General features: G+C 57.6%; 18 protein-coding genes. 13 read left to right on the top strand and 5 right to left on the bottom strand.

Annotated features, from left to right (window positions below; all coding sequences use genetic code 11):
* The first annotated feature begins 2 nt into the window (after nucleotides 1-2).
* The 5 genes from urtC to rpsD all read left to right on the top strand — a co-directional run bounded on the left by urtC (nucleotide 3) and on the right by rpsD (nucleotide 4,128).
* Nucleotides 3-1,232, top strand: coding sequence for an urea ABC transporter permease subunit UrtC (gene urtC, locus ACR0EL_RS10000; RefSeq protein ID WP_480499692.1), 1,230 nt, complete (start codon nucleotides 3-5; stop codon nucleotides 1,230-1,232).
* Nucleotides 1,229-1,969 carry an urea ABC transporter ATP-binding protein UrtD gene (urtD, locus tag ACR0EL_RS09995; protein WP_480499691.1) on the top strand — a complete coding sequence of 247 codons (741 nt, stop codon included), beginning with the start codon at nucleotides 1,229-1,231 and terminating at the stop codon, nucleotides 1,967-1,969. Before urtC ends, urtD begins: the two co-directional genes overlap by 4 nt.
* Before the next feature lie 3 nt (nucleotides 1,970-1,972).
* On the top strand, nucleotides 1,973-2,668 hold the full coding sequence (urtE, locus tag ACR0EL_RS09990; RefSeq protein WP_480499690.1) for an urea ABC transporter ATP-binding subunit UrtE: 696 nt from the start codon (nucleotides 1,973-1,975) through the stop codon (nucleotides 2,666-2,668).
* A 130-nt stretch (nucleotides 2,669-2,798) separates the two neighbouring features.
* Complete coding sequence (locus ACR0EL_RS09985) at nucleotides 2,799-3,254, top strand: hypothetical protein (protein ID WP_480499689.1); 456 nt, start codon at nucleotides 2,799-2,801, stop codon at nucleotides 3,252-3,254.
* Between the two features lie 253 nt (nucleotides 3,255-3,507).
* Nucleotides 3,508-4,128 (top strand): 30S ribosomal protein S4, encoded by a 621-nt coding sequence (rpsD, locus tag ACR0EL_RS09980; protein WP_353010371.1) that lies wholly within the window; start codon nucleotides 3,508-3,510, stop codon nucleotides 4,126-4,128.
* A 127-nt stretch (nucleotides 4,129-4,255) separates the two neighbouring features.
* Here the strand turns inward: rpsD and ACR0EL_RS09975 are convergent, their stop codons facing one another.
* Nucleotides 4,256-4,717: an Lrp/AsnC family transcriptional regulator gene (locus tag ACR0EL_RS09975; RefSeq protein WP_480499688.1), complete on the bottom strand. Its 462-nt coding sequence runs from the start codon at nucleotides 4,715-4,717 to the stop codon at nucleotides 4,256-4,258.
* A 101-nt stretch (nucleotides 4,718-4,818) separates the two neighbouring features.
* Between ACR0EL_RS09975 and ACR0EL_RS09970 the strand changes: the two genes are divergently transcribed.
* From ACR0EL_RS09970 to ACR0EL_RS09955, 4 genes are all read left to right on the top strand, one after another.
* Nucleotides 4,819-6,234, top strand: a complete 1,416-nt coding sequence (locus ACR0EL_RS09970; RefSeq protein ID WP_480499686.1) for an aminotransferase class V-fold PLP-dependent enzyme — start codon at nucleotides 4,819-4,821, stop codon at nucleotides 6,232-6,234.
* A 64-nt stretch (nucleotides 6,235-6,298) separates the two neighbouring features.
* On the top strand, nucleotides 6,299-7,384 hold the full coding sequence (gene hisC, locus ACR0EL_RS09965) for a histidinol-phosphate transaminase (protein WP_480499685.1): 1,086 nt from the start codon (nucleotides 6,299-6,301) through the stop codon (nucleotides 7,382-7,384).
* Nucleotides 7,381-8,301: a prephenate/arogenate dehydrogenase family protein gene (locus tag ACR0EL_RS09960; RefSeq protein WP_480499684.1), complete on the top strand. Its 921-nt coding sequence runs from the start codon at nucleotides 7,381-7,383 to the stop codon at nucleotides 8,299-8,301. Before hisC ends, ACR0EL_RS09960 begins: the two co-directional genes overlap by 4 nt.
* Nucleotides 8,298-9,143, top strand: a complete 846-nt coding sequence (locus ACR0EL_RS09955) for an extensin-like domain-containing protein (RefSeq protein WP_480499683.1) — start codon at nucleotides 8,298-8,300, stop codon at nucleotides 9,141-9,143. The genes ACR0EL_RS09960 and ACR0EL_RS09955 overlap by 4 nt, the downstream gene beginning before the upstream one ends.
* On the opposite strand, the gene ACR0EL_RS09950 is transcribed toward ACR0EL_RS09955, so the two are convergent.
* The gene (locus ACR0EL_RS09950) at nucleotides 9,140-10,141 is read right to left on the bottom strand and encodes a DUF2125 domain-containing protein (protein WP_480499682.1); all 1,002 of its coding nucleotides are present in this window, start codon (nucleotides 10,139-10,141) and stop codon (nucleotides 9,140-9,142) included. The two genes, ACR0EL_RS09955 and ACR0EL_RS09950, sit on opposite strands and share 4 nt — an antisense overlap.
* Nucleotides 10,142-10,207: 66 nt before the next feature.
* On the opposite strand from ACR0EL_RS09950, the gene ACR0EL_RS09945 reads away from it, so the two are divergent.
* The 3 genes from ACR0EL_RS09945 to ACR0EL_RS09935 all read left to right on the top strand — a co-directional run bounded on the left by ACR0EL_RS09945 (nucleotide 10,208) and on the right by ACR0EL_RS09935 (nucleotide 13,647).
* Nucleotides 10,208-10,738, top strand: a complete 531-nt coding sequence (locus ACR0EL_RS09945; RefSeq protein WP_353010383.1) for a gamma-glutamylcyclotransferase — start codon at nucleotides 10,208-10,210, stop codon at nucleotides 10,736-10,738.
* Nucleotides 10,739-10,806: 68 nt separating this feature from the next.
* Nucleotides 10,807-11,985, top strand: a complete 1,179-nt coding sequence (locus tag ACR0EL_RS09940; protein WP_480499680.1) for a biopolymer transporter ExbB — start codon at nucleotides 10,807-10,809, stop codon at nucleotides 11,983-11,985.
* A gap of 3 nt (nucleotides 11,986-11,988) precedes the next feature.
* A complete protein-coding gene (locus ACR0EL_RS09935) occupies nucleotides 11,989-13,647 on the top strand; it encodes a peptidoglycan -binding protein (RefSeq protein WP_480499679.1) in 1,659 nt (552 codons plus the stop codon).
* Between the two features lie 31 nt (nucleotides 13,648-13,678).
* Here the strand turns inward: ACR0EL_RS09935 and ACR0EL_RS09930 are convergent, their stop codons facing one another.
* From ACR0EL_RS09930 to gloB, 3 genes are all read right to left on the bottom strand, one after another.
* A complete protein-coding gene (locus ACR0EL_RS09930) occupies nucleotides 13,679-14,569 on the bottom strand; it encodes a YHYH protein (protein ID WP_480499678.1) in 891 nt (296 codons plus the stop codon).
* A gap of 167 nt (nucleotides 14,570-14,736) precedes the next feature.
* Nucleotides 14,737-17,061 carry an ATP-dependent Clp protease ATP-binding subunit ClpA gene (clpA, locus tag ACR0EL_RS09925; RefSeq protein WP_480499676.1) on the bottom strand — a complete coding sequence of 775 codons (2,325 nt, stop codon included), beginning with the start codon at nucleotides 17,059-17,061 and terminating at the stop codon, nucleotides 14,737-14,739.
* Nucleotides 17,062-17,235: 174 nt separating this feature from the next.
* Nucleotides 17,236-18,003, bottom strand: coding sequence for a hydroxyacylglutathione hydrolase (gene gloB / locus ACR0EL_RS09920; RefSeq protein ID WP_480499675.1), 768 nt, complete (start codon nucleotides 18,001-18,003; stop codon nucleotides 17,236-17,238).
* A 61-nt stretch (nucleotides 18,004-18,064) separates the two neighbouring features.
* On the opposite strand from gloB, the gene ACR0EL_RS09915 reads away from it, so the two are divergent.
* On the top strand, nucleotides 18,065-18,799 hold the full coding sequence (locus tag ACR0EL_RS09915) for a class I SAM-dependent methyltransferase (RefSeq protein ID WP_480499674.1): 735 nt from the start codon (nucleotides 18,065-18,067) through the stop codon (nucleotides 18,797-18,799).
* Nucleotides 18,800-18,880: the final 81 nt, after the last annotated feature.

Below are 18,880 nucleotides of genomic sequence, written 5' to 3'. Positions count from 1 at the left end.
CCATGGAACGCAGCTTTGTCGCCAAGAACCCCTCGGTGCTTGTCTTTCTGGCCATCCTGTCGCTGTTCACTTTGGGCGTAACCGTCCTGTCCGAAGGGTTCGGAATCGGCGTGATATCAACCAGTTTCGTCAAGACGCTGGGCAAGACCCTGTGCCTGTGCCTGATTGCCGTAGCTATGGATCTGGTCTGGGGCTTTACCGGTATCCTTTCACTGGGGCATTTCGCCTTCTTCGGGCTAGGAGGCTATATGATCGGCATGTGGCTGATGTACGAACGCACGCGTCTGATCGTGGTCGAGTCTCTGTCACAAACTGAAATCCCCCCTACCCAGACCGAGGTCGTGGACGCCATCGGAACGCAGATTTTTGGCGTGGTCGGATCGTCGGACTTCCCGTTGATCTGGGCCTTTTCCCATAGCCTGACCCTGCAACTGATACTGGTCGTGTTGGTGCCCGGACTTCTGGCGCTGATCTTCGGCTGGCTGGCCTTCCGCAGCCGAGTAACGGGTGTATACCTTTCGATCCTGACCCAAGCCATGACGCTTGCGCTGGCCCTCTACCTGTTTCAGAACGACAGTGGATTGCGCGGGAACAACGGCTTGTCGGGCCTTCAGAACCTACCCGGAATTAGCGCCTCTCAGGATGTGGTATCGATCTGGTTTCTTTGGGCATCCGCACTGGCGCTGGGGCTGGGCTATATGACGGCCGCGTGGATCGTTTCGGGCAAGTTCGGATCGGTTCTCAGGGGCATTCGCGACAATGAGGCGCGGGTTCGGTTCCTCGGGTATTCTGTCGAAGTTTATAAACTTACTGTCTTCACGCTAACCGCCTGTATCGCCGGGATTGCAGGGGCGCTTTATTATCCACAGGCAGGCATCATCAACCCCGAGGAGATGGCCCCGATCGCCTCGATCTATCTCGCCGTCTGGGTCGCTATCGGTGGGCGTGGACGTTTGTACGGCGCAGTTATCGGCGCCGCTTTTGTCAGCCTGCTGAGCACGTGGTTCACCGGTGGGCAGGCCCCGGACATCCCGCTGGGCTTTTACACGATCAAATGGGTCGATTGGTGGCAGGTCCTGTTGGGCGTTTCTTTTGTGCTGGTCACGCTGTTCGCCCCACAAGGGATCGGAGGCTTGTTTGACCTTTGGGCAAAGCGGAACCACCCAGACCGGCACGGCGCGGCCCTTGGCCCCGATGACGGGGCATTGCGTGAAAAGGAGGCTACGGAATGAGCACTCTGCTTGAAGTGAGCGGCGTTTCTGTCACCTTCGACGGGTTTCGCGCCATCAACAACCTTTCCTTCCGGATCGGTGAGGCGGAGTTGCGTGCTGTCATTGGCCCAAACGGCGCCGGGAAAACGACGTTCATGGATATTGTGACTGGCAAAACCCAGCCCGACGAAGGTCGTGTGATCTGGGGCGAGAAATCCGTCTCGCTTTTGCGGATGAGCGAGGCCAAGATCGCTCAGGTGGGAGTTGGCAGAAAATTCCAGAAACCGACTGTGTTCGAGGATCAGACGGTGCAGGAGAACCTGCTTATGGCATTAAAGAACAAACGCGGATGGTTGGGTGTTCTGCTGTATCGTCCCGCTGCAAACGACTTGCAGAAGGTCGAAGAATTGGCGGCTGAAATTGGCCTGAGCCATGACCTCGACCGCAAGTCAGGTGAGCTGAGCCATGGCCAAAAGCAGTGGTTGGAAATTGGCATGTTGCTGGCACAGGACCCGCGTCTGCTTTTGGTCGATGAACCCGCCGCTGGCATGACGCCGCAAGAACGTGAACACACAACCGATATTCTGGTCAATGCGGCCAAAACCCGTGCCGTCGTGGTCGTTGAACATGACATGGAGTTTGTCCGGCGGCTGAACTGCAAAGTCACGGTTTTGCACGAGGGCTCGGTTCTGGCTGAAGGCAGCCTTGATCATGTGACATCCAACCAGGACGTGATCGATGTCTATCTGGGGCGCTAACTGATGTTGAATTTGACCGATCTGACGTTGCACTATGGGCATTCTCAAATCCTGAACGGAATTTCCATGGAAGCCCGGCAAGGTGAAGTTACCTGTGTCATGGGAACCAATGGCGTTGGAAAAACCAGCCTGATGAAAGCAATCTCAGGCACGCATCCACGTTCAGGAGGCAAGTTAGAATTGGATGGCGAGCCTCTGGGTGCTTTGCCCGCGCATCGGATGGCGTTGAAAGGCGTCGCCTACGTGCCGCAAGGGCGCGAGATTTTCCCGCTGCTTACGGTGCGAGAGAATCTGGAGACCGGATTTTCGTGCCTACCGGCATCTGAACATGTCATCCCGGGCGAAATCTATGATCTTTTCCCTGTTCTGAAGAAAATGCAAAACCGGCGCGGTGGCGATTTGTCCGGCGGGCAACAGCAGCAGCTGGCTATCGCGCGGGCGCTGATCACAAAACCGCGCCTTCTGTTGTTGGACGAGCCGACTGAAGGTATCCAGCCAAACATAATTCAACAGATCGGGGACGTGATCCGGCACCTCAGAGCCACAGATAGAATGGCAATTGTTTTGGTTGAGCAATACTTCGACTTTGCCTATGACCTTGCCGACAGGCTCGTCGTGTTGCGGCGCGGCGAGGTCATGATCAAAGGTGCAAAGGAAGACTTGACGCGTGATCAGGTCTTGCAGACGGTTCGAGTCTAGTTGATCGGATTTGAATCCGTTCTGCAACAATCTTTGTTATGTTTGAATTTGGTCTCTTTTTTGCCGAATTTCTGGTTGATAGATAGCCACTGGTAACAAGTTAAATGTGTTTAGGGGTGAACGCGGGCAGATGAGATCAAATCTTAGTGGTCATATAGCAATATCGTGGGCGCAGACCGAGCTTGATGAGCTTGAAGCAGCGCCTTTGGATTCCTTGGTGGTTGGTGCGGCTTGGTCCTGGCGTGGGCAAGCCGTAGTTTTGGCCACAAGCTTAGAGCAAAGCATTGAACGCGTTGGCTCGATGGGTGCGACTTCTTCTTCTGTTGTTGATCGTTTTGCCGTTATTCGGGAAATTCCGGGCGATACCTGTGCCTCAGTCGTTCTGTCGAACGGGGCGCAACAGTTCTGTGCGGATTTGGTGGTGCAAGAGGGTGATGTTGACCCGACATTTGTATTTGAAAACGGCTGCCCGGCGCGTGACCAGTTGTTTTGGATCAGCGAAGTGTCGCACTACGCCACGTCTGCCTCGGCGCGCACCGCAGCGGATGCGAATGTAGTCAGCTTTCCTCACCCCGGTTTGTCCTGACTAGTTTTCCTCTATTATCTGAATGAATTTGACCTGGGTTGGTTTAACCGATCCAGAGAGTGCGTACGCCTTGTAGGTTTAGTACATTTAACTGCGGTTTCGCATGTTGACTCTGCCTTCTTTGCAGATATAAGCGCGGCTTCATTGGTGTTGGTGGCCCCCGTAAGGGGATGCCTGTCATGGGGGAAACCTCAAGAGGACAACGCCCTTCATAGTGGCCCCTGGGCCTCGACTAAAACGAAGGAGATCAGCCGTGACCAAACGCACGTCTGCCAAGTACAAAATCGACCGCCGGATGGGCGAAAACATCTGGGGTCGTCCGAAATCCCCGGTCAACCGTCGTGAATACGGCCCCGGCCAGCACGGCCAGCGCCGCAAGGGCAAACTGTCAGACTTCGGTCTGCAGTTGCGCGCCAAGCAGAAGCTGAAAGGCTACTATGGCGACCTGACCGAGAAGCAGTTCCGCCGCATTTACGCAGAAGCTGAGCGAGTCAAAGGCGATACCGGTGAAAACCTGATCGGTCTGCTGGAGCGTCGTCTGGATGCGGTCGTTTACCGCGCCAAATTTGTGCCGACCGTGTTTGCCGCACGTCAGTTCGTGAACCACGGCCACGTCAAGGTGAACGGCAAGCGGGTCAACATCCCCAGCTACCGTGTCAAAGAAGGCGATGTGATCGAAGTGCGTGACAAGTCGAAGCAACTGGCTGTTGTTCTTGAAGCAGCTTCTCTGGCCGAGCGTGATGTGCCGGATTACATCGACGCAGATCACTCGAAAATGACCGCGACTTTCGTGCGCGCACCGGGCCTGGGTGATGTGCCTTACCCGGTCATGATGGAACCGAACTTGGTCGTCGAATTCTACGCGAAGAACTGATCTTCGCAGTTAAATCGAATTCAGAAGGGCCGCGCCACTTGGCGCGGTCTTTTTTTGTTTGAAGGGGGGCTCTGCCCCCGTCGCTGCGCGACTCCCCCGAGATATTTCTGGCCAGATGAAGTTTGGATCAGAGGGGGAGCGGGCGCCCTTCGGCAATGGCCTCCATCGCGAAATATGATGTGACGCTGTCCAGTTCGACCTTTTCGATCAAGCGTTGATAGACTTTGTCGTAGGACGCCATATCTTGCGTGACGACTTTGAGTTGATAGTCATAATCCCCGCCAATCCGATGGAAATCTACCACTTCGGGGATCGTCAATACGTGACGTCGGAAGGCCTGCAGCCAGTCAGCCGAGTGGTGACGCGTGCGGAGCATGACGAATACCACAAGCGTAAGCCCTAGTTTCTCGCGCGCGATCCTGGCGGTTGAGCCGATCAGCACCCCGTTTTCGTTCAGAGCCTTCAATCGTCGCCAGCAGGCATTTTGGGACAGTCCGACGCGATCCGCCAGCTCACGCTGAGACAGTGTGGCGTCTTTTTGCAGTTCCTTGAGGATGCGTGTGTCTATTTGATCTAACTTTAGTGTCATAGTTCACCATATGACACAAGTATCAAGAAAACTACGCAAAAATAGAGTGGTTTTCCCCAATCTGGATCAATCATCTTAGTGGCATAACTAGGAGCAATGCCATGACCCTGTCCAGATTTCGAGCGGAACTCTGTTTCACCACTCAAAATTCCAATCTGCGCGACGGATTGATCGGAGAGAACGTTCTGATCCCCGGTTTGAATGGGGATGTGCCGCTTGTATATGCGGATTACGTAGCTTCGGGTCGCGCGTTGCAACAAGTCGAAGACTATGTGGCCCACCATGTTCTGCCGTTCTATGCAAACAGCCACACCGAAGCATCGTATTGCGGATCATATATGACGGGTCTGCGCCGCGAAGCGCGTGCAGAAATCGCTCGCATCGTCGGGGCTGCCGAGAACGACGCGGTGATCTTCACCGGGTCGGGCGCGACAGCAGGGTTGAATCGTCTGGTGAATTTGCTGGGCGTAGAGGACGCAGTGCAGCCGGTTGTTTTGATTGGTCCGTATGAGCATCATTCGAACATTCTGCCTTGGCGGGAAAGCAAGGCGCAGGTCGTCGAAATCCCCGAAGCTAAGGGTGGTGGGATTGATCTGGACGCATTGGAAGAAACGTTGGGGGCACATGCCGATGCTGATCTGGTGATCGGGTCCTTTTCTGCGGCTTCGAATGTCACGGGCATCATCACTGACCCAGATCCGGTCACACGGATGCTCAAGGCACATGGAGCGATGGCTGTTTGGGACTATGCTGGGGGCGGGCCCTACCTGCCGATTGATATGGGTCCCGAGGATGCCCACAAGGATGCAATCGTAGTCTCTCCGCATAAGTTTCCCGGCGGGCCGGGCGCGTCGGGTGTCCTGATCGTGAACAAGCTCGCGGTGCAGCGGCGCTGCCCCAGCTGGCCGGGCGGGGGAACAGTCAGTTTTGTGTCGCCCTGGCGTCACGATTACAGCGACGATCTGTCGGTGCGGGAAGAGGCTGGTACGCCCAACGTCATCGGAGATATCCGCGCGGCTTTGGCCTTTATCGTCAAGGATGTTGTGGGCACCGACGAAATCGCCCGTCGCGAAGAGCGGTTCAATCAGATGGCTCTGGACGGTTGGCAAGACAATCCGAATCTGACCTTGTTGGGGGTCGAGGCTGCGCATCGCCTGCCGATCTTCTCGTTCCTGATCCGGGACAACGCGGGTCAACCCGTGCATCAACAGCTGTTCACTCGGATGCTGAGCGATGTCTATGGCATTCAGGCGCGTGGCGGGTGTGCCTGTGCGGGGCCTTATGCGCATCGTTTGCTGGGGATCGAACGCGCCGCATCGGACGAACTGCATGCAGCGCTTTCAGCCGGGGAAGAAATGAAAAAGCCGGGTTGGGTGCGTTTGAACTTCTCCTACCTCATGAGCGAAGAGACGGTTCAGTTCATCATCGAGAGCGTCAATGACCTGTCTCGCCGGACCGAGGAGTTTGCGCCCTGTTACAACGCTGACCCGGCGACGGCCCGTTTCAAGGCGGCATAGGAGAATTGCTGCTTTTCTCAATCCTTTGAGACAGGTATGAGAGGCTCATTGAACGGAGCCTCTCATGACCAAGATCACCCCACAACCCGGCATAATGGATATCGCGCTCTATCAGGGCGGGCAGTCGCATGTGGCCGGTGTGGAGCATGTGATCAAGCTGAGTTCGAACGAAAACCCGTTCGGGCCAAGCCCCAAAGCGATTGAAGCTATACGTGACAGCGCCGCCACTTTGCACCGTTATCCCAGCACCGATCACGCCAGCCTACGCACGGCCATCGGCGCGCGGCACGGGTTGGACCCAGCGCAGATCATATGTGGTGTCGGCAGTGATGAGGTGCTGCAATTCGTCGCTCAGGCCTATGCAGGGCCGGGAGATGAGGTGATCTATACCGAGCATGGGTTTTCCATGTACCCGATCATCGCGCGCATGGCCGGGGCGACACCGGTCATGGTGGCCGAGCGGGACCGCAAGGTGGATGTAGATGCCATTTTGGCTGCAGTCACGGGCCAGACGCGGATCGTGTTTGTCACCAACCCCGGCAATCCAACCTCGACCATGATCTCAAATGACGCGCTGGAGCGTCTGGCGCAGGGTCTGCCTGACAGCTGTCTGCTTGTATTGGATGGGGCCTATGCCGAGTTTGTGGATGGGTTCGACGGCGGTGCGTCACTTGTGGATGCCCATGAGAATGTCATCATGACCCGGACCTTTTCGAAAGTGTACGGGCTGGGTGGGATGCGAGTTGGCTGGGGCTATGCGCACCAGAGCATCATCGACGTGCTGAACCGGGTACGGCAGCCCTTTAACCTCTCGCTGACAGCTTTGGCCGCGGCAGAGGCAGCGGTGAATGATGTGGAGTTTTTGACCTTCTGCCAGTCAGAAAACGCGCGGTGGCGCGTTTGGTTGAGTGAGGAACTGGCCAAGATTGGTGTGTCCTCGGACCCGTCTTGTACCAACTTCATCCTTGCGCGTTTTGCCGACAGGGCCGAGGCTGAGGCCTGCGATTACTACCTGAAAACGCAGGGTTTGATTGTGCGCCGGGTTGCAGGCTACAACCTGCCAAACGCTTTGCGGATCACCGTGGGCGATGAACAGGCCTGTCGCCGCGTTGTTGCTGCGATCACCGCATTCAAAGAGGGCGCCGCATGAGCCAGATTTATGACCGCGTTGCGCTGATTGGGCTGGGCCTGATCGCGTCGTCCATGTTCTGGGCCATCAAGCGCGCCGGTCTGGCTGGCGAAGTCACTGGGTATGCGCGGTCCGAGGCAACCCGCGACACGGCCCGCAAGATCGGCTTGTGTGACCTTGTTTGTGACACAGCTTGCGAGGCTGTTGACGGGGCCGATCTGGTGGTGCTCTGCGTCCCTGTCGGCGCGATGGGCGCAGTGGCCGAGGAGATTGCGCCAGTTTTGAAGGCCGGTGCGACCGTCTCGGATGTAGGCTCGGTCAAGCGGCACGTGATCCAAAGTGTTCAACCGTATATCCCTGAGGGCGTGCATTTCATCCCTGCACACCCGTTGGCAGGGACCGAGCATTCCGGGCCCGAGTCCGGTTTTGCCGAGCTGTTCGACAATCGCTGGTGTCTGCTGGTTCCGGTTGAAGGCACTGATCCGGATGCGATTTCCCGATTGCGCGCGTTATGGGAGGGTATGGGCTCGAATGTCGATGAGATGGACGCGGATCACCATGATCTGGTTCTTGCCGTCACCTCTCATGCGCCGCACCTGATCGCTTACACGATGGTTGGGGTTGCAGATGATCTGCGTCGGGTCACGGATACCGAGGTCATCAAATACTCGGCTGCGGGTTTTCGTGACTTTACGCGTATCGCGGCCTCGGACCCGACGATGTGGCGCGATGTGTTCCTGTCCAACAAAGACGCGACACTGGAAATTCTGGGGCGGTTTACCGAGGAGCTTTTTGCCCTGCAACGCGCCATTCGCACCGGGGACGGAGAGCACCTGTTTGACTATTTCACCCGCACACGGGCGATCCGGCGAGGTATCATTGATGCGGGCCAGGATACGGACGCACCAGATTTTGGCCGGGGAAAGATCGGATCATGAGGCCGATTGCGGGACGCCTTCTGATCATGGTGGCCGCACTCTGGTGCGGTACTGGCCACGCGTCAGCGCCCGAGCAATCGTTGGTCCCCATCGCGCGCCCATCAGACACCGTCGATCTGGCGGCAGTAACCAGTCGGACGGCGACCCCGCTGAGCATCCCAAACATGCGGCCCGTCCAGCGACCTGTGTCGCCTCAGATCGCCGCCGTTGCGGCGCGACCATCTGATCTGCCGCTGCTCAGCCCGGATACCTCTTTGATGCCGTTTGCGCGGCCAGAGGCTTTGGAACAGCAGATTTTGTTCAAGAAACGCAAGCTGCGCAAAGGCTCTGTCTGTGGGGACATTGCGATACAGGGCAAGCCTGTTGGTCGTGTGACCAGCAAGACAAAAGCCTGCGGGGTCAGGGATGCTGTACAGATCACCTCTGTCTCGGGTGTCACGCTCAGCCGTGCGTCGACGATGGATTGCGGCACGGCGATTGCACTGAACGAATGGGTCGACAAGTCCGTCAAACCGACCTTCAAGCGACGCGGGCCGGTCGTGCAGTTGCAGGTGGCCGCCCACTACGCCTGTCGCACCCGCAACAATCGCAAAGGCGCACGAATATCAGAGCATGGCAAAGGTCGCGCCATTGATATCTCGGGCTTTGTGATGGCGGATGGAGAGGTTGTGACCGTGCTGAACGGATGGCGCAAGAACCCGTCTCAGAAACAACTCAAGAAAGTCTGGCGTGGGGCCTGTGGGCCGTTTGGCACGGTGTTGGGCCCGAATTCAGACCGCTATCACCGCGACCATTTCCATCTGGACACGGCCCGTTATCGCAGCGGCGCCTATTGTCGCTAGCGCAGGATCAAGCGCGGGGTTGGCCCCAAGGGTAGGGGGCCCAATGCCACGAACCCGTCGCGGAAATTCAACTGCAGATCCAGCGCATTTGGATTGCCACCCAGCCCCGCCAGAAAGTTCAACGCCCGCGTCACCGGATCAACGGCTTGGTCCGGAAGGGCCCCCGCCGCATTGGCCATGGCGATCATATCGCGCCAGTTCTCGGCCTTGATCGCGATTTCACCGGTTGGAATGCCCTGCGTGTCGACATCCAGTTCTCCTGCCGCAAACAAGCGAAGCTCGCCCCATTTGATTTCGGCCAGTTTCAACGTGATTTCGACAGGTTGGGGACGGTTCTGTTCAATGGCGGTTCGATCCCACGGTTTGTCAAAAACGGTCACCATATCCAGTTCCAGCGTCTCGAACCGCTGGGGCAGCGATGAGGCGGAATGCATCAGTGCGCGTAGGTCGTTACCCGGTGCAAAGCCATCGATCTGCGCGGCGACCGCATAGGCTTCGGGTGTGTCTGTCTGTTCCATCATCAGGCTTAGCGTATTGCCACCCGCCAGCGCATCGGCGTCATCGGTGATTTGCCAGGGCCCTGCTGTCAGCGCCATCTTCTCAAGCACCAGTGCCACGCCGGGTTGTAGCTGTAGTTCGGCCTGCAGATCATCAGCAGTGATGGTCGCGGTTTGATCAAAATAGGACAGACGTTGAGGTGTTTCGGCAAAACGCAGGACTTGGCGACCGGGCCAGATCGCGGGACTTTTGAATTCGACCCAGTCCGCGCTCCAAGCGGTTCCGGTGGCGGGATCGGCCAGTGCTGGGCTGTTCAGGCGGGTGACGTGATGTCCGGGAAAACCCGAGGTTTCAGCGTCGGCGAATTCGGATTGCCATCCGCGCGCCTGCTGCGCATCAAACCAGCTGGTGATCGCATTGCGCAACCCAAATCCCGCAACAAACCAATACAGGCTCCATAGGGTGACGATGAAAAAGAGAACTCGTATCAGTCGGCGCATCCGCTTTGGCCTTTTTCCTGCCTCGGATTTGATGTTTATAGGCCCAAACGGGCAAGGACCAGTGCAATGACGATGTGGGTATTCGGGTATGGATCGCTGTTGTGGAATCCGGGATTTCCCGTCGCCCGCAGCGAGCTTGCAACGCTGCACGGTTACGCGCGCTCCTTCTGCATGAGCTCGATCCATCATCGGGGCACCGAAGAGCATCCGGGCCTTGTGCTGGCACTGGATGAACAGGCTGAGGCGCACTGCAAAGGGTTGGCTCTGGCCGTTGAGGGCGGCCACGAAGACCGTACTTTGCACGAGCTGCGCGAGCGCGAGTTGATCTCATCTGCCTATGTCGAACGGATGCTGGATGTGCATCTGGACAATGGCGACGTCGTGAATGCCGTTACTTATGTGATCGATGCGCATCATGTACAGTATTGCGGAGGGATGCCGCTGGAGGAGCAGGCCCAGATCATCGCCCACGCGATTGGCGGGCGGGGGCCGAACACCGAATATCTCTACAATACCACGGAACATTTGGCCGAGATCGGGCTGCATGACCCTGATCTTGAGTGGTTGTCGCAACGGGTGCGGAGCATTAGGGCATAAACCCTTGGCGTCACCGGCGGAATTTCGCTATTTTCAAGTCAGAGCAGGCAAAATTAGGAACCACGCGCATGGCGCAGGCACATCAGGGCGCGAGACCCCATTTCTCGCATCCCATTCGTCAGATCGTGATGATGCTGATCGCAATCGGTCTGGCCGGGCTGGGTGTGTTTCTGGCGTTGCCCTATGTGTTGCCGGTCTTCTTCGCCAACCCATATTTGAACGGCTTCATTCTGATGGTCTTCGTCATCGGTGTGATTGCCTGTTTTTATCAGGTCACCCAGCTGATCGGATCGGTCCGCTGGATCGAGGCGTTTGTCGGTGGGGTCGTCCGCGAAGATGCGCGCACACCGCAACTTTTGGCGCCTTTGGCCTCGCTGCTGCGCGAACGCGGCGCGCGGTCTCAGATCAGCTCGACCTCAACCCGGTCCATTCTGGATTCGGTTGCGGAACGGGTGGAAGAAGAACGCGAAATCACGCGCTATATCACCAATGTCCTGATTTATTTGGGTCTGTTGGGAACCTTCTTCGGTCTGGCCACCACGGTCCCGGCCATCGTCGACACAATCCGCAGCCTGAACCCGCAAGAGGGTGAGGAAGGCCTGACTGTCTTTAACCGCCTGATGACCGGGCTTGAGGCGCAGTTGCAAGGCATGGGCGTGGCCTTCGGGTCCTCGCTGCTGGGGCTCGCAGGGTCACTGATTGTCGGTCTGCTTGAGGTATTCGCAGGTCATGGGCAGAACCGGTTCTATCGCGAGCTAGAGGAATGGCTGTCATCGATCACGCGTGTGGGCTTTGCCTCGGGCGAAGATGGCGGCGCAGAAATCGCGGTACTGGCCCCGGTTCTGGACGCGATGTCCGAGCAGATGGATGCGTTGCAGGACCTGTTTTCAGCACAGGAACAAGACCGGGCCGATGTGTCGGGCAAGCTGGGTCAGCTGGTGAGCGCCATCGGCGAGATGAACCAGCGCCAGGTAGACAATGAGGGGATCACCGCTGCGTTGGAGCGCGTGGCGCTTGGACAGGATGCGCTGCTGGATCACATGCGCGAACATGGTGCAGGCGAAGGCATCGATGCCGAAAGCCGGATGCGCCTGCGGTCCATGGATGTGCAACTGCTGCGTATTCTCGAAGAGATTTCGGCGGGTCGTCAGGAAAGCATGAATGAATTCCGCAAGGATATCGAATTGCTGGTCAAGGCGCTGACGCTTCCTCGTGGTGCGGTGCGCAGCACCCACGAAGGAGAGTAACCCATGGCCCTGTCCCGGCGCACCGGTCAACGGTTCCAGGGCTCAGTTTGGCCCGGTTTCGTGGATGCGATGACGGGCCTGTTGATGGTGCTGACCTTTGTGCTGACCATTTTCATGGTTGTGCAGTTTGTGTTGCGCGAAACGATCTCTGGGCAAGAAGATGAACTGACCGCACTCGCGGACGAGGTGGCTGCTCTGGCGGGTGCCTTAGGTCTGGAAGAACGCGAAAACAGCCGTTTGCAAGCGCGGTTGGGGGCCTTGAACGCAACCCTGACACAAGCCGAAGAAGATCTGGCCCAAGTGCAGGGTCGCATCACCGATTTTGAAGCCCAGGTCGCGGCGCTGTTGGCCGATCAGGCCCGGGCGCAAGAGGATATCGCTGCGTTGGAAGATCAGCGCGCATCTTTGAACCAGGCCCTGGCGCAAAGTCGCGCGGAAATTGACGCGCAGGCCGAGGCCGCACGCCTTGCCGCCGCCCGCCGTGAGGCACTGGAAGCGCTGGTTGCCGATCTGGAACAAACCGGCGCGGAGCGGGCCGCTCAGATTGCAGAACTGGAACAACAGCTGACCGAGGAAGAGGCCGCGCGCCTCGCTGAAGCCGCAGCAGCCGAAAATCTACGCAATCGGTTGCAGGATGCCGATGCAGAATTGACGGCTATGACTCTTGCGCTTGAAGCACAGCGGAAAGAGGCCGAAGAAACCCTGACACTGCTGGCCGCAGCGCGCGCCGCGCGCGCGGAACTGGAACGTCAGTTTGGTGATCTGGATACCGAAGAACTGAGGGCTCAGTTGCAGGCCGCTTTGGATGCACAGACCGAAGCGCAGGCAGAGGCGGCAGAGCAGCGATCGCTGGTCGAACGACAAGCCGCGCTTCTTGATGTCGCGCGCGAGACGCTGTCGGCCGAGCAAGCGATTTCCGCCAAGGCACAGCGCGAGGCGGCCTTGCTGAATCAGCAAATTGCAGCCCTGCGTGGTCAATTGGGGTCTTTGCAGGCTCTGCTGGATGACTATGAAGAACGCAACACCGCCGCAGAAATTCAGATCCAGACCTTGGGTCAGGATCTGAACGCCGCGTTGGCCCGCGCCGCTTCAGAGGAGCGCCGCCGCCGATTGCTGGAAGAGGCAGAGCGGATCCGGCTGGAGGCCGAGGCCGAGGAACTGACGGATCAGAACCAGGAGCTGACGGCGCAGGCAGAAGATCTGCAACGTTATCGGTCTGAGTTTTTTGGACGATTGCGCGACGTTCTGGGCAATCAGGAAGGCGTGCGGATCGAAGGCGACCGGTTCGTGTTCTCGTCCGAAGTATTATTCGACACGGGTTCGGCCGTGTTGTCGCCGGAAGGTAGGCAAGAGGTGGCGAAAGTTGCTGCGATCCTGCGCACTGTGGCCGCAGAAATCCCTGAGGGTTTGAATTGGGTCATTCGGGTCGACGGTCACACTGACAACGTACCGCTTGCCGGGTCCGGACGCTATCGCGACAATTGGGAGCTAAGCCAGGGCCGCGCGTTGTCGGTGGTCCGCTATATGGTCGACGCTTTGGGCATCCCGCCGAACCGTCTTGCGGCCAATGGGTTTGGAGAGTTCCAGCCGGTAAACCCAGACAATACGCCACAAGCACGGGCACAGAACCGGCGGATCGAGCTGAAGCTGACCGAAAGGTAGCTTCAGCCTACGCGATGCGGGTTTCAGGGCTTCAACGCCTTCCGAATTTGAAGCTTTGATCAGGTGTCCCTGAGAAACAGCGTGGAACTACCGGGTAATCTTCGGTCAGAAAGTAGGCATATGTCCCGTAGGGATACTCTTCAGATACTGTAAAGGCGCCGTTGCATTGATCCAGCCTACCGTGGCCAGGTCTATAGACGTAGTCCTCGTTGAACGTACCGTCGTATCGTCCGCTGGGGCCGTTCCCGCCGGGGCGGTTACCGGATTTCAAGCGGTAAGATGAGGTCATTTCAGCGACACGCCCGTTAACGACCCCGGTCATGGCGTAAATCGGAAACCCATCAGCGGCATATCCGATCAATGGCGAATGTCTTTCTGGCGACCAATCCAAAAGCTCGATCAGTCCGGTTGGGATGCCGTGGTAGTGGTACTTTCCGTTCGGCTGAACATGCGCATAGTTCGCATCCAGTCCCAAGGCAATCGCACCGCCTAGCGCATTGTAAGACCAGCCCGAATTTGGATCGCCATGCCAGAATTCCGCAGCGAGCGGGTCGAACACAACACCGTTCAATGAAACACCAAAATTCCACCCCATGCGCAGCGGTGTTACGTTTTCGGTGTTTTTGGGGTTGGCAGGAACGCTCAGCTTGACCTTCTGAGTTGAGATCTGGTGCGGGTTGCCGCGATTTGGAAACTGTCCCACCAGATGATCCGGAATGCCGTTAGCCGACAGTTTGATGTTCGAGCCGGTCATCTTTATTTTCGATCGGCTTTTGCCTGGGTCAACGGTTGCGGGAAGCAAATCCAGTGGTCTGGTCTGTGTTTCGTCATGATAACGGAACCGATGCTGAGCCGTGGCAACAACAGCAGCGGCTGAGATTGCAAACGCGGTGCTCCAGATAATGGCGATCTTGGTGTTCACACCGTTCTCCCTTGCTGATGTGTTATGGAATTGAAACGCAAGAGCGAGGTTTTTCCGTCGCCAGAGCTATATGAAATTATCTTTGTTCCACTCCCTAGGCGCAGAAAAAGCGCCCGACGGCGGATGGCCATCGGGCGCTCAATTGGGTGTACCAGTTCAGTCAGCCGTTAGTCGGCGGTCAGCAATGGGGGCTTATCCCCTGGAATGCGCGGCTGATCGGGACCCAGAATCTCAAGGTTAAGCTCACCTTTCTTGACCGACACGCGCACCACGCCACCCTTGGCCAATTTGCCAAACAGCAGTTCCTCGGCCAGAGGCTTCTTGATGTGCTCTTGGATCACGCGGCCAAGCGGGCGGGCGCCCATCTTGTCGTCATATCCTTTGTCAGCCAGCCACTCTGCCGCCTTGGGCGTCAGATCAATGGTCACTCCGCGATCCAGCAATTGAGCTTCAAGCTGCAGCACGAATTTCTCGACCACTTGCAAGATGACCTCTTTCGGCAGCGGCGCGAAGGAGATAACGGCGTCCAGACGGTTGCGGAATTCTGGCGTGAACATACGCTCAATTGCGGCGGTATCTTCGCCTTCGCGTCGGTCACGTGCGAAGCCGATGGCGGCCTTGGCTTGTTCCTGCGCGCCTGCGTTCGAGGTCATGATCAGCACAACGTTGCGGAAATTCACCGTCCGGCCGTTATGGTCGGTCAACTCGCCGTGGTCCATGACCTGCAGCAGGATGTTGAACACATCCGGATGGGCCTTTTCGATCTCGTCTAGCAGCAGCACGCAATGCGGATGCTGGTCAACGCCATCGGTTAACAGACCACCCTGATCGAACCCGACATAGCCCGGAGGGGCACCAATCAGGCGGCTCACGGCGTGTTTCTCCATGTATTCCGACATGTCGAAGCGAAGCAGCTCGACCCCCAAGGTATCAGCCAACTGTTTTGCAACTTCGGTTTTACCCACACCGGTCGGACCAGCGAACAGGTAGTTGCCGATGGGCTTTTCAGGCTCACGTAGACCGGCGCGCGCCAATTTGATCGCGCTGGACAGTGCCTCAATTGCCAAATTCTGCCCAAAAACGACGCGTTTCAGCGAGGCTTCAAGGTCTTTTAGAACCGCGGCATCATCCTTGGTGACATTTTTCGGCGGGATGCGCGCAATTTTGGCCACGACAGCCTCAATCTCTTTGACGCCAATGGTCTTGCGACGCTTGCTTTCAGCAACGAGATGCTGAGCAGCACCGGCCTCGTCAATCACATCGATGGCCTTGTCCGGCAGTTTCCGGTCGTTGATATAGCGCGCCGCCAATTCAACGGCAGTCTTGATTGCATCTGCGGTATATTTGATGTCGTGATGGTCTTCGAAATACGGTTTCAGACCCCGCAAAATCTTGACGCTGTCCTCAACCGAAGGCTCGTTCACGTCGATCTTCTGGAACCGGCGGCTGAGCGCGCGATCTTTTTCGAAATGCTGACGAAACTCCTTATAGGTGGTCGAGCCCATGGTGCGCAGCTTGCCGCCCTGCAACGCAGGTTTCAGCAGGTTGGACGCGTCCATTGCGCCGCCCGAAGTAGCCCCGGCACCGATCACAGTGTGAATCTCGTCAATGAACAGCACCGCGTCGGGATGATCTTCCAACTCGGTTACAACCGCTTTCAGGCGCTCTTCGAAATCGCCGCGATAGCGGGTTCCGGCCAGCAGTGCCCCCATATCGAGCGAATAGATAGTGGTCTCAGATAGCACATCTGGTGCCTCACCGCCTACGATCTTGTGGGCCAGACCTTCGGCAATGGCGGTTTTGCCAACACCTGGATCGCCCACCAGAAGCGGGTTGTTCTTGCGACGACGGCACAGGACCTGGATGCAGCGTTCAACCTCATCCGAGCGCCCGATCAGCGGGTCCACATCGCCAGCCCGCGATTTGGAGTTCAGGTCGACGCAGTATTTCGCCAGTGCGCTTTCCTTCTGCTCGCCCTCGCCGGCGCTGGACTGAACCTCTTCCTCGGCCTGATCCGCGCCGGAAACTGTACGGCTTTCGCCATAGGCAGGGTCCTTGGCGACACCATGCGCGATGAAGTTGACCGCGTCGTAACGGGTCATGTCCTGTTCCTGCAGGAAATAGGCGGCGTTGCTTTCGCGCTCGGCGAAGATGGCCACCAACACGTTGGCGCCTGTTACTTCGGTACGACCAGAGCTTTGGACGTGGATCGCGGCACGCTGTATGACACGCTGGAAAGCAGCCGTTGGAACGGCCTCTGATCCGTCGATATCGGTGACAAGGTTCGACAAATCTTCGTCGATAAACTCGACCAAAGTGCTGCGCAGCTCATCCAGATCGACGCTACAGGCTTTCATGACGCGGATCGCGTCAGGTTCTTCCAGAAGCGCCAGAAGCAGATGCTCCAGCGTTGCAAACTCGTGTCGCCGTTCATTCGCAGCCGCCAGGGCAGCGTGGATGGCTTGTTCTAATGTGCTCGAGAATGAAGGCACGCGGGTGCTCCTCTGTCTTGGGTCAGAAGGGGGCGGGCTGTCGGCCGGATCCCCATCCCAACCATGTCCTCATAGTATTAGAGTTTGGTTGATCGTGGCCCGGCTTCAAGGGTTTTCTTTCACTTGACAGTCACATTTGTTGTGACCGTGGCCGTGAAGAGGGGGAAATAGGCATCAGAACCGGTCTTTTCGAGCCCTGATTTCGGCAAAAACTACAGCGGGATCAGCGCCAACCATGCCCAGATGCGCCTGAATCGCAGAATCTGCAGCGCGCAGAAACGGATTTGTCGCCTTTTCCAGCGCCAGAGTTGAGGGCACTGTTGGTTGCTCGGCATCTCGTGCCCGCGCTATATCCATAACGCGTTGTTGCAATTCGGCGTTATCAGGATCGACCGTGACCGCAAACTTAGCGTTGGATTGTGTATACTCGTGGCCCGAGCAGACAATTGTTTCGTCGGGTAGCGCCGCCAGCTTACTGAGTGATGACAACATTTGCGCCGGTGTCCCCTCGAACAGGCGGCCACAGCCCAAGGCCATCAGGCTATCTGCGGTGAAGACAGTCGCGCTGTCGGGCAGGTAAAATGCGATGTGACCTACCGTGTGCCCCGAGACGTCTAGCACCTCGACCGGTTCGCCACCCAGTTCGAAAATATCCCCTTCCGACACCTGTTGGTCCAGTGGCGGCAGACGATGGGCATCTGCGGCCGCACCAATCACCTTCGCCGGGTGCTTTTCGAGAATGCCAGGCAGGCCATCGACGTGATCCCAGTGATGATGCGTCAGCAACACGTGGCTCAGGGACCACTCGCGTCGGTCCAGTTCGGCCAGAATCGGGCCGGGTTCTGGCGCGTCCACCAACGCGGTCTGGCCAGAGGCGGCATCATGCGCCAGAAAAGCATAGTTATCGCTGAGACATGGGATAGTTACGATCTCAAGAGGCATGGCCTTTTGCCCTTTCGTTGCTAGACTGCGCCCAGCTAAGCTGATTGATCAGGTCACCGCAATGCATCTTGATGTGCAGGATCTCAGGAATTTTTACTACCGCAGCACGTTGGGGCGCGCGGCACAGGGCGCTATTCGCGGTCGCCTGCTGGACCTTTGGCCCGAGGCCAAGGGGCAGACGGTTGCCGGTTTTGGCTTTGCGGTACCACTCTTGCGGCCATACCTGAAGGATGCGCGCCGCGTGATCGGCCTGATGCCGGGGCCGCAGGGGGTGATGCCCTGGCCTGCCGGTATGCCAAACGTGTCGGTTCTGACCGAAGAAACTATGTGGCCGATTGAGACCGGGCATGTGGATAAGCTGGTGGTGATGCATGGGCTTGAGACCTCAGAACGCCCAAGTCAGTTGCTTGAGGAATGCTGGCGTGTGCTCGGTCCTGGTGGCAGGGCCTTTTTTGTGGTGCCGAACCGGGCGGGGCTATGGTCTCGGTCGGATAAAACCCCATTTGGATATGGGCGACCCTATTCTGCGACACAGCTGGAAAATCAGCTGAAGGCCCATCACTTTGTGCCCGAAAAACACTGTTCTGCCTTGTATCTGCTGCCCTCGTTTCGAAAATACTGGCTGAAATCCAGCGGGCTGATTGAAAAAACCGGTCAGCGCTTGCCAACAATCATGGCGGGCGGCGTGTTGATGGTTGAGGTCAGCAAACACCTGCGCCCACCTAGCGGCAGCGTGACAAAAGATGCGGTGAGACGACCGATCAAAGCATCCGACGGATTGCTGAGACCGGCCTGACACAATGTCGTCGTTTTGAGGCGAATTCAGGTGTAAATCCGCGGCAAATAGGCCGCAGGAATCGCAAAAACCTACAGTTTC

It is taken from the genome of Ruegeria sp. AH12 (assembly GCF_056541465.1).
The sequence above is the reverse complement of the archived record's forward strand: the minus strand, read 5'-3'. Positions and strand labels throughout refer to the sequence as shown.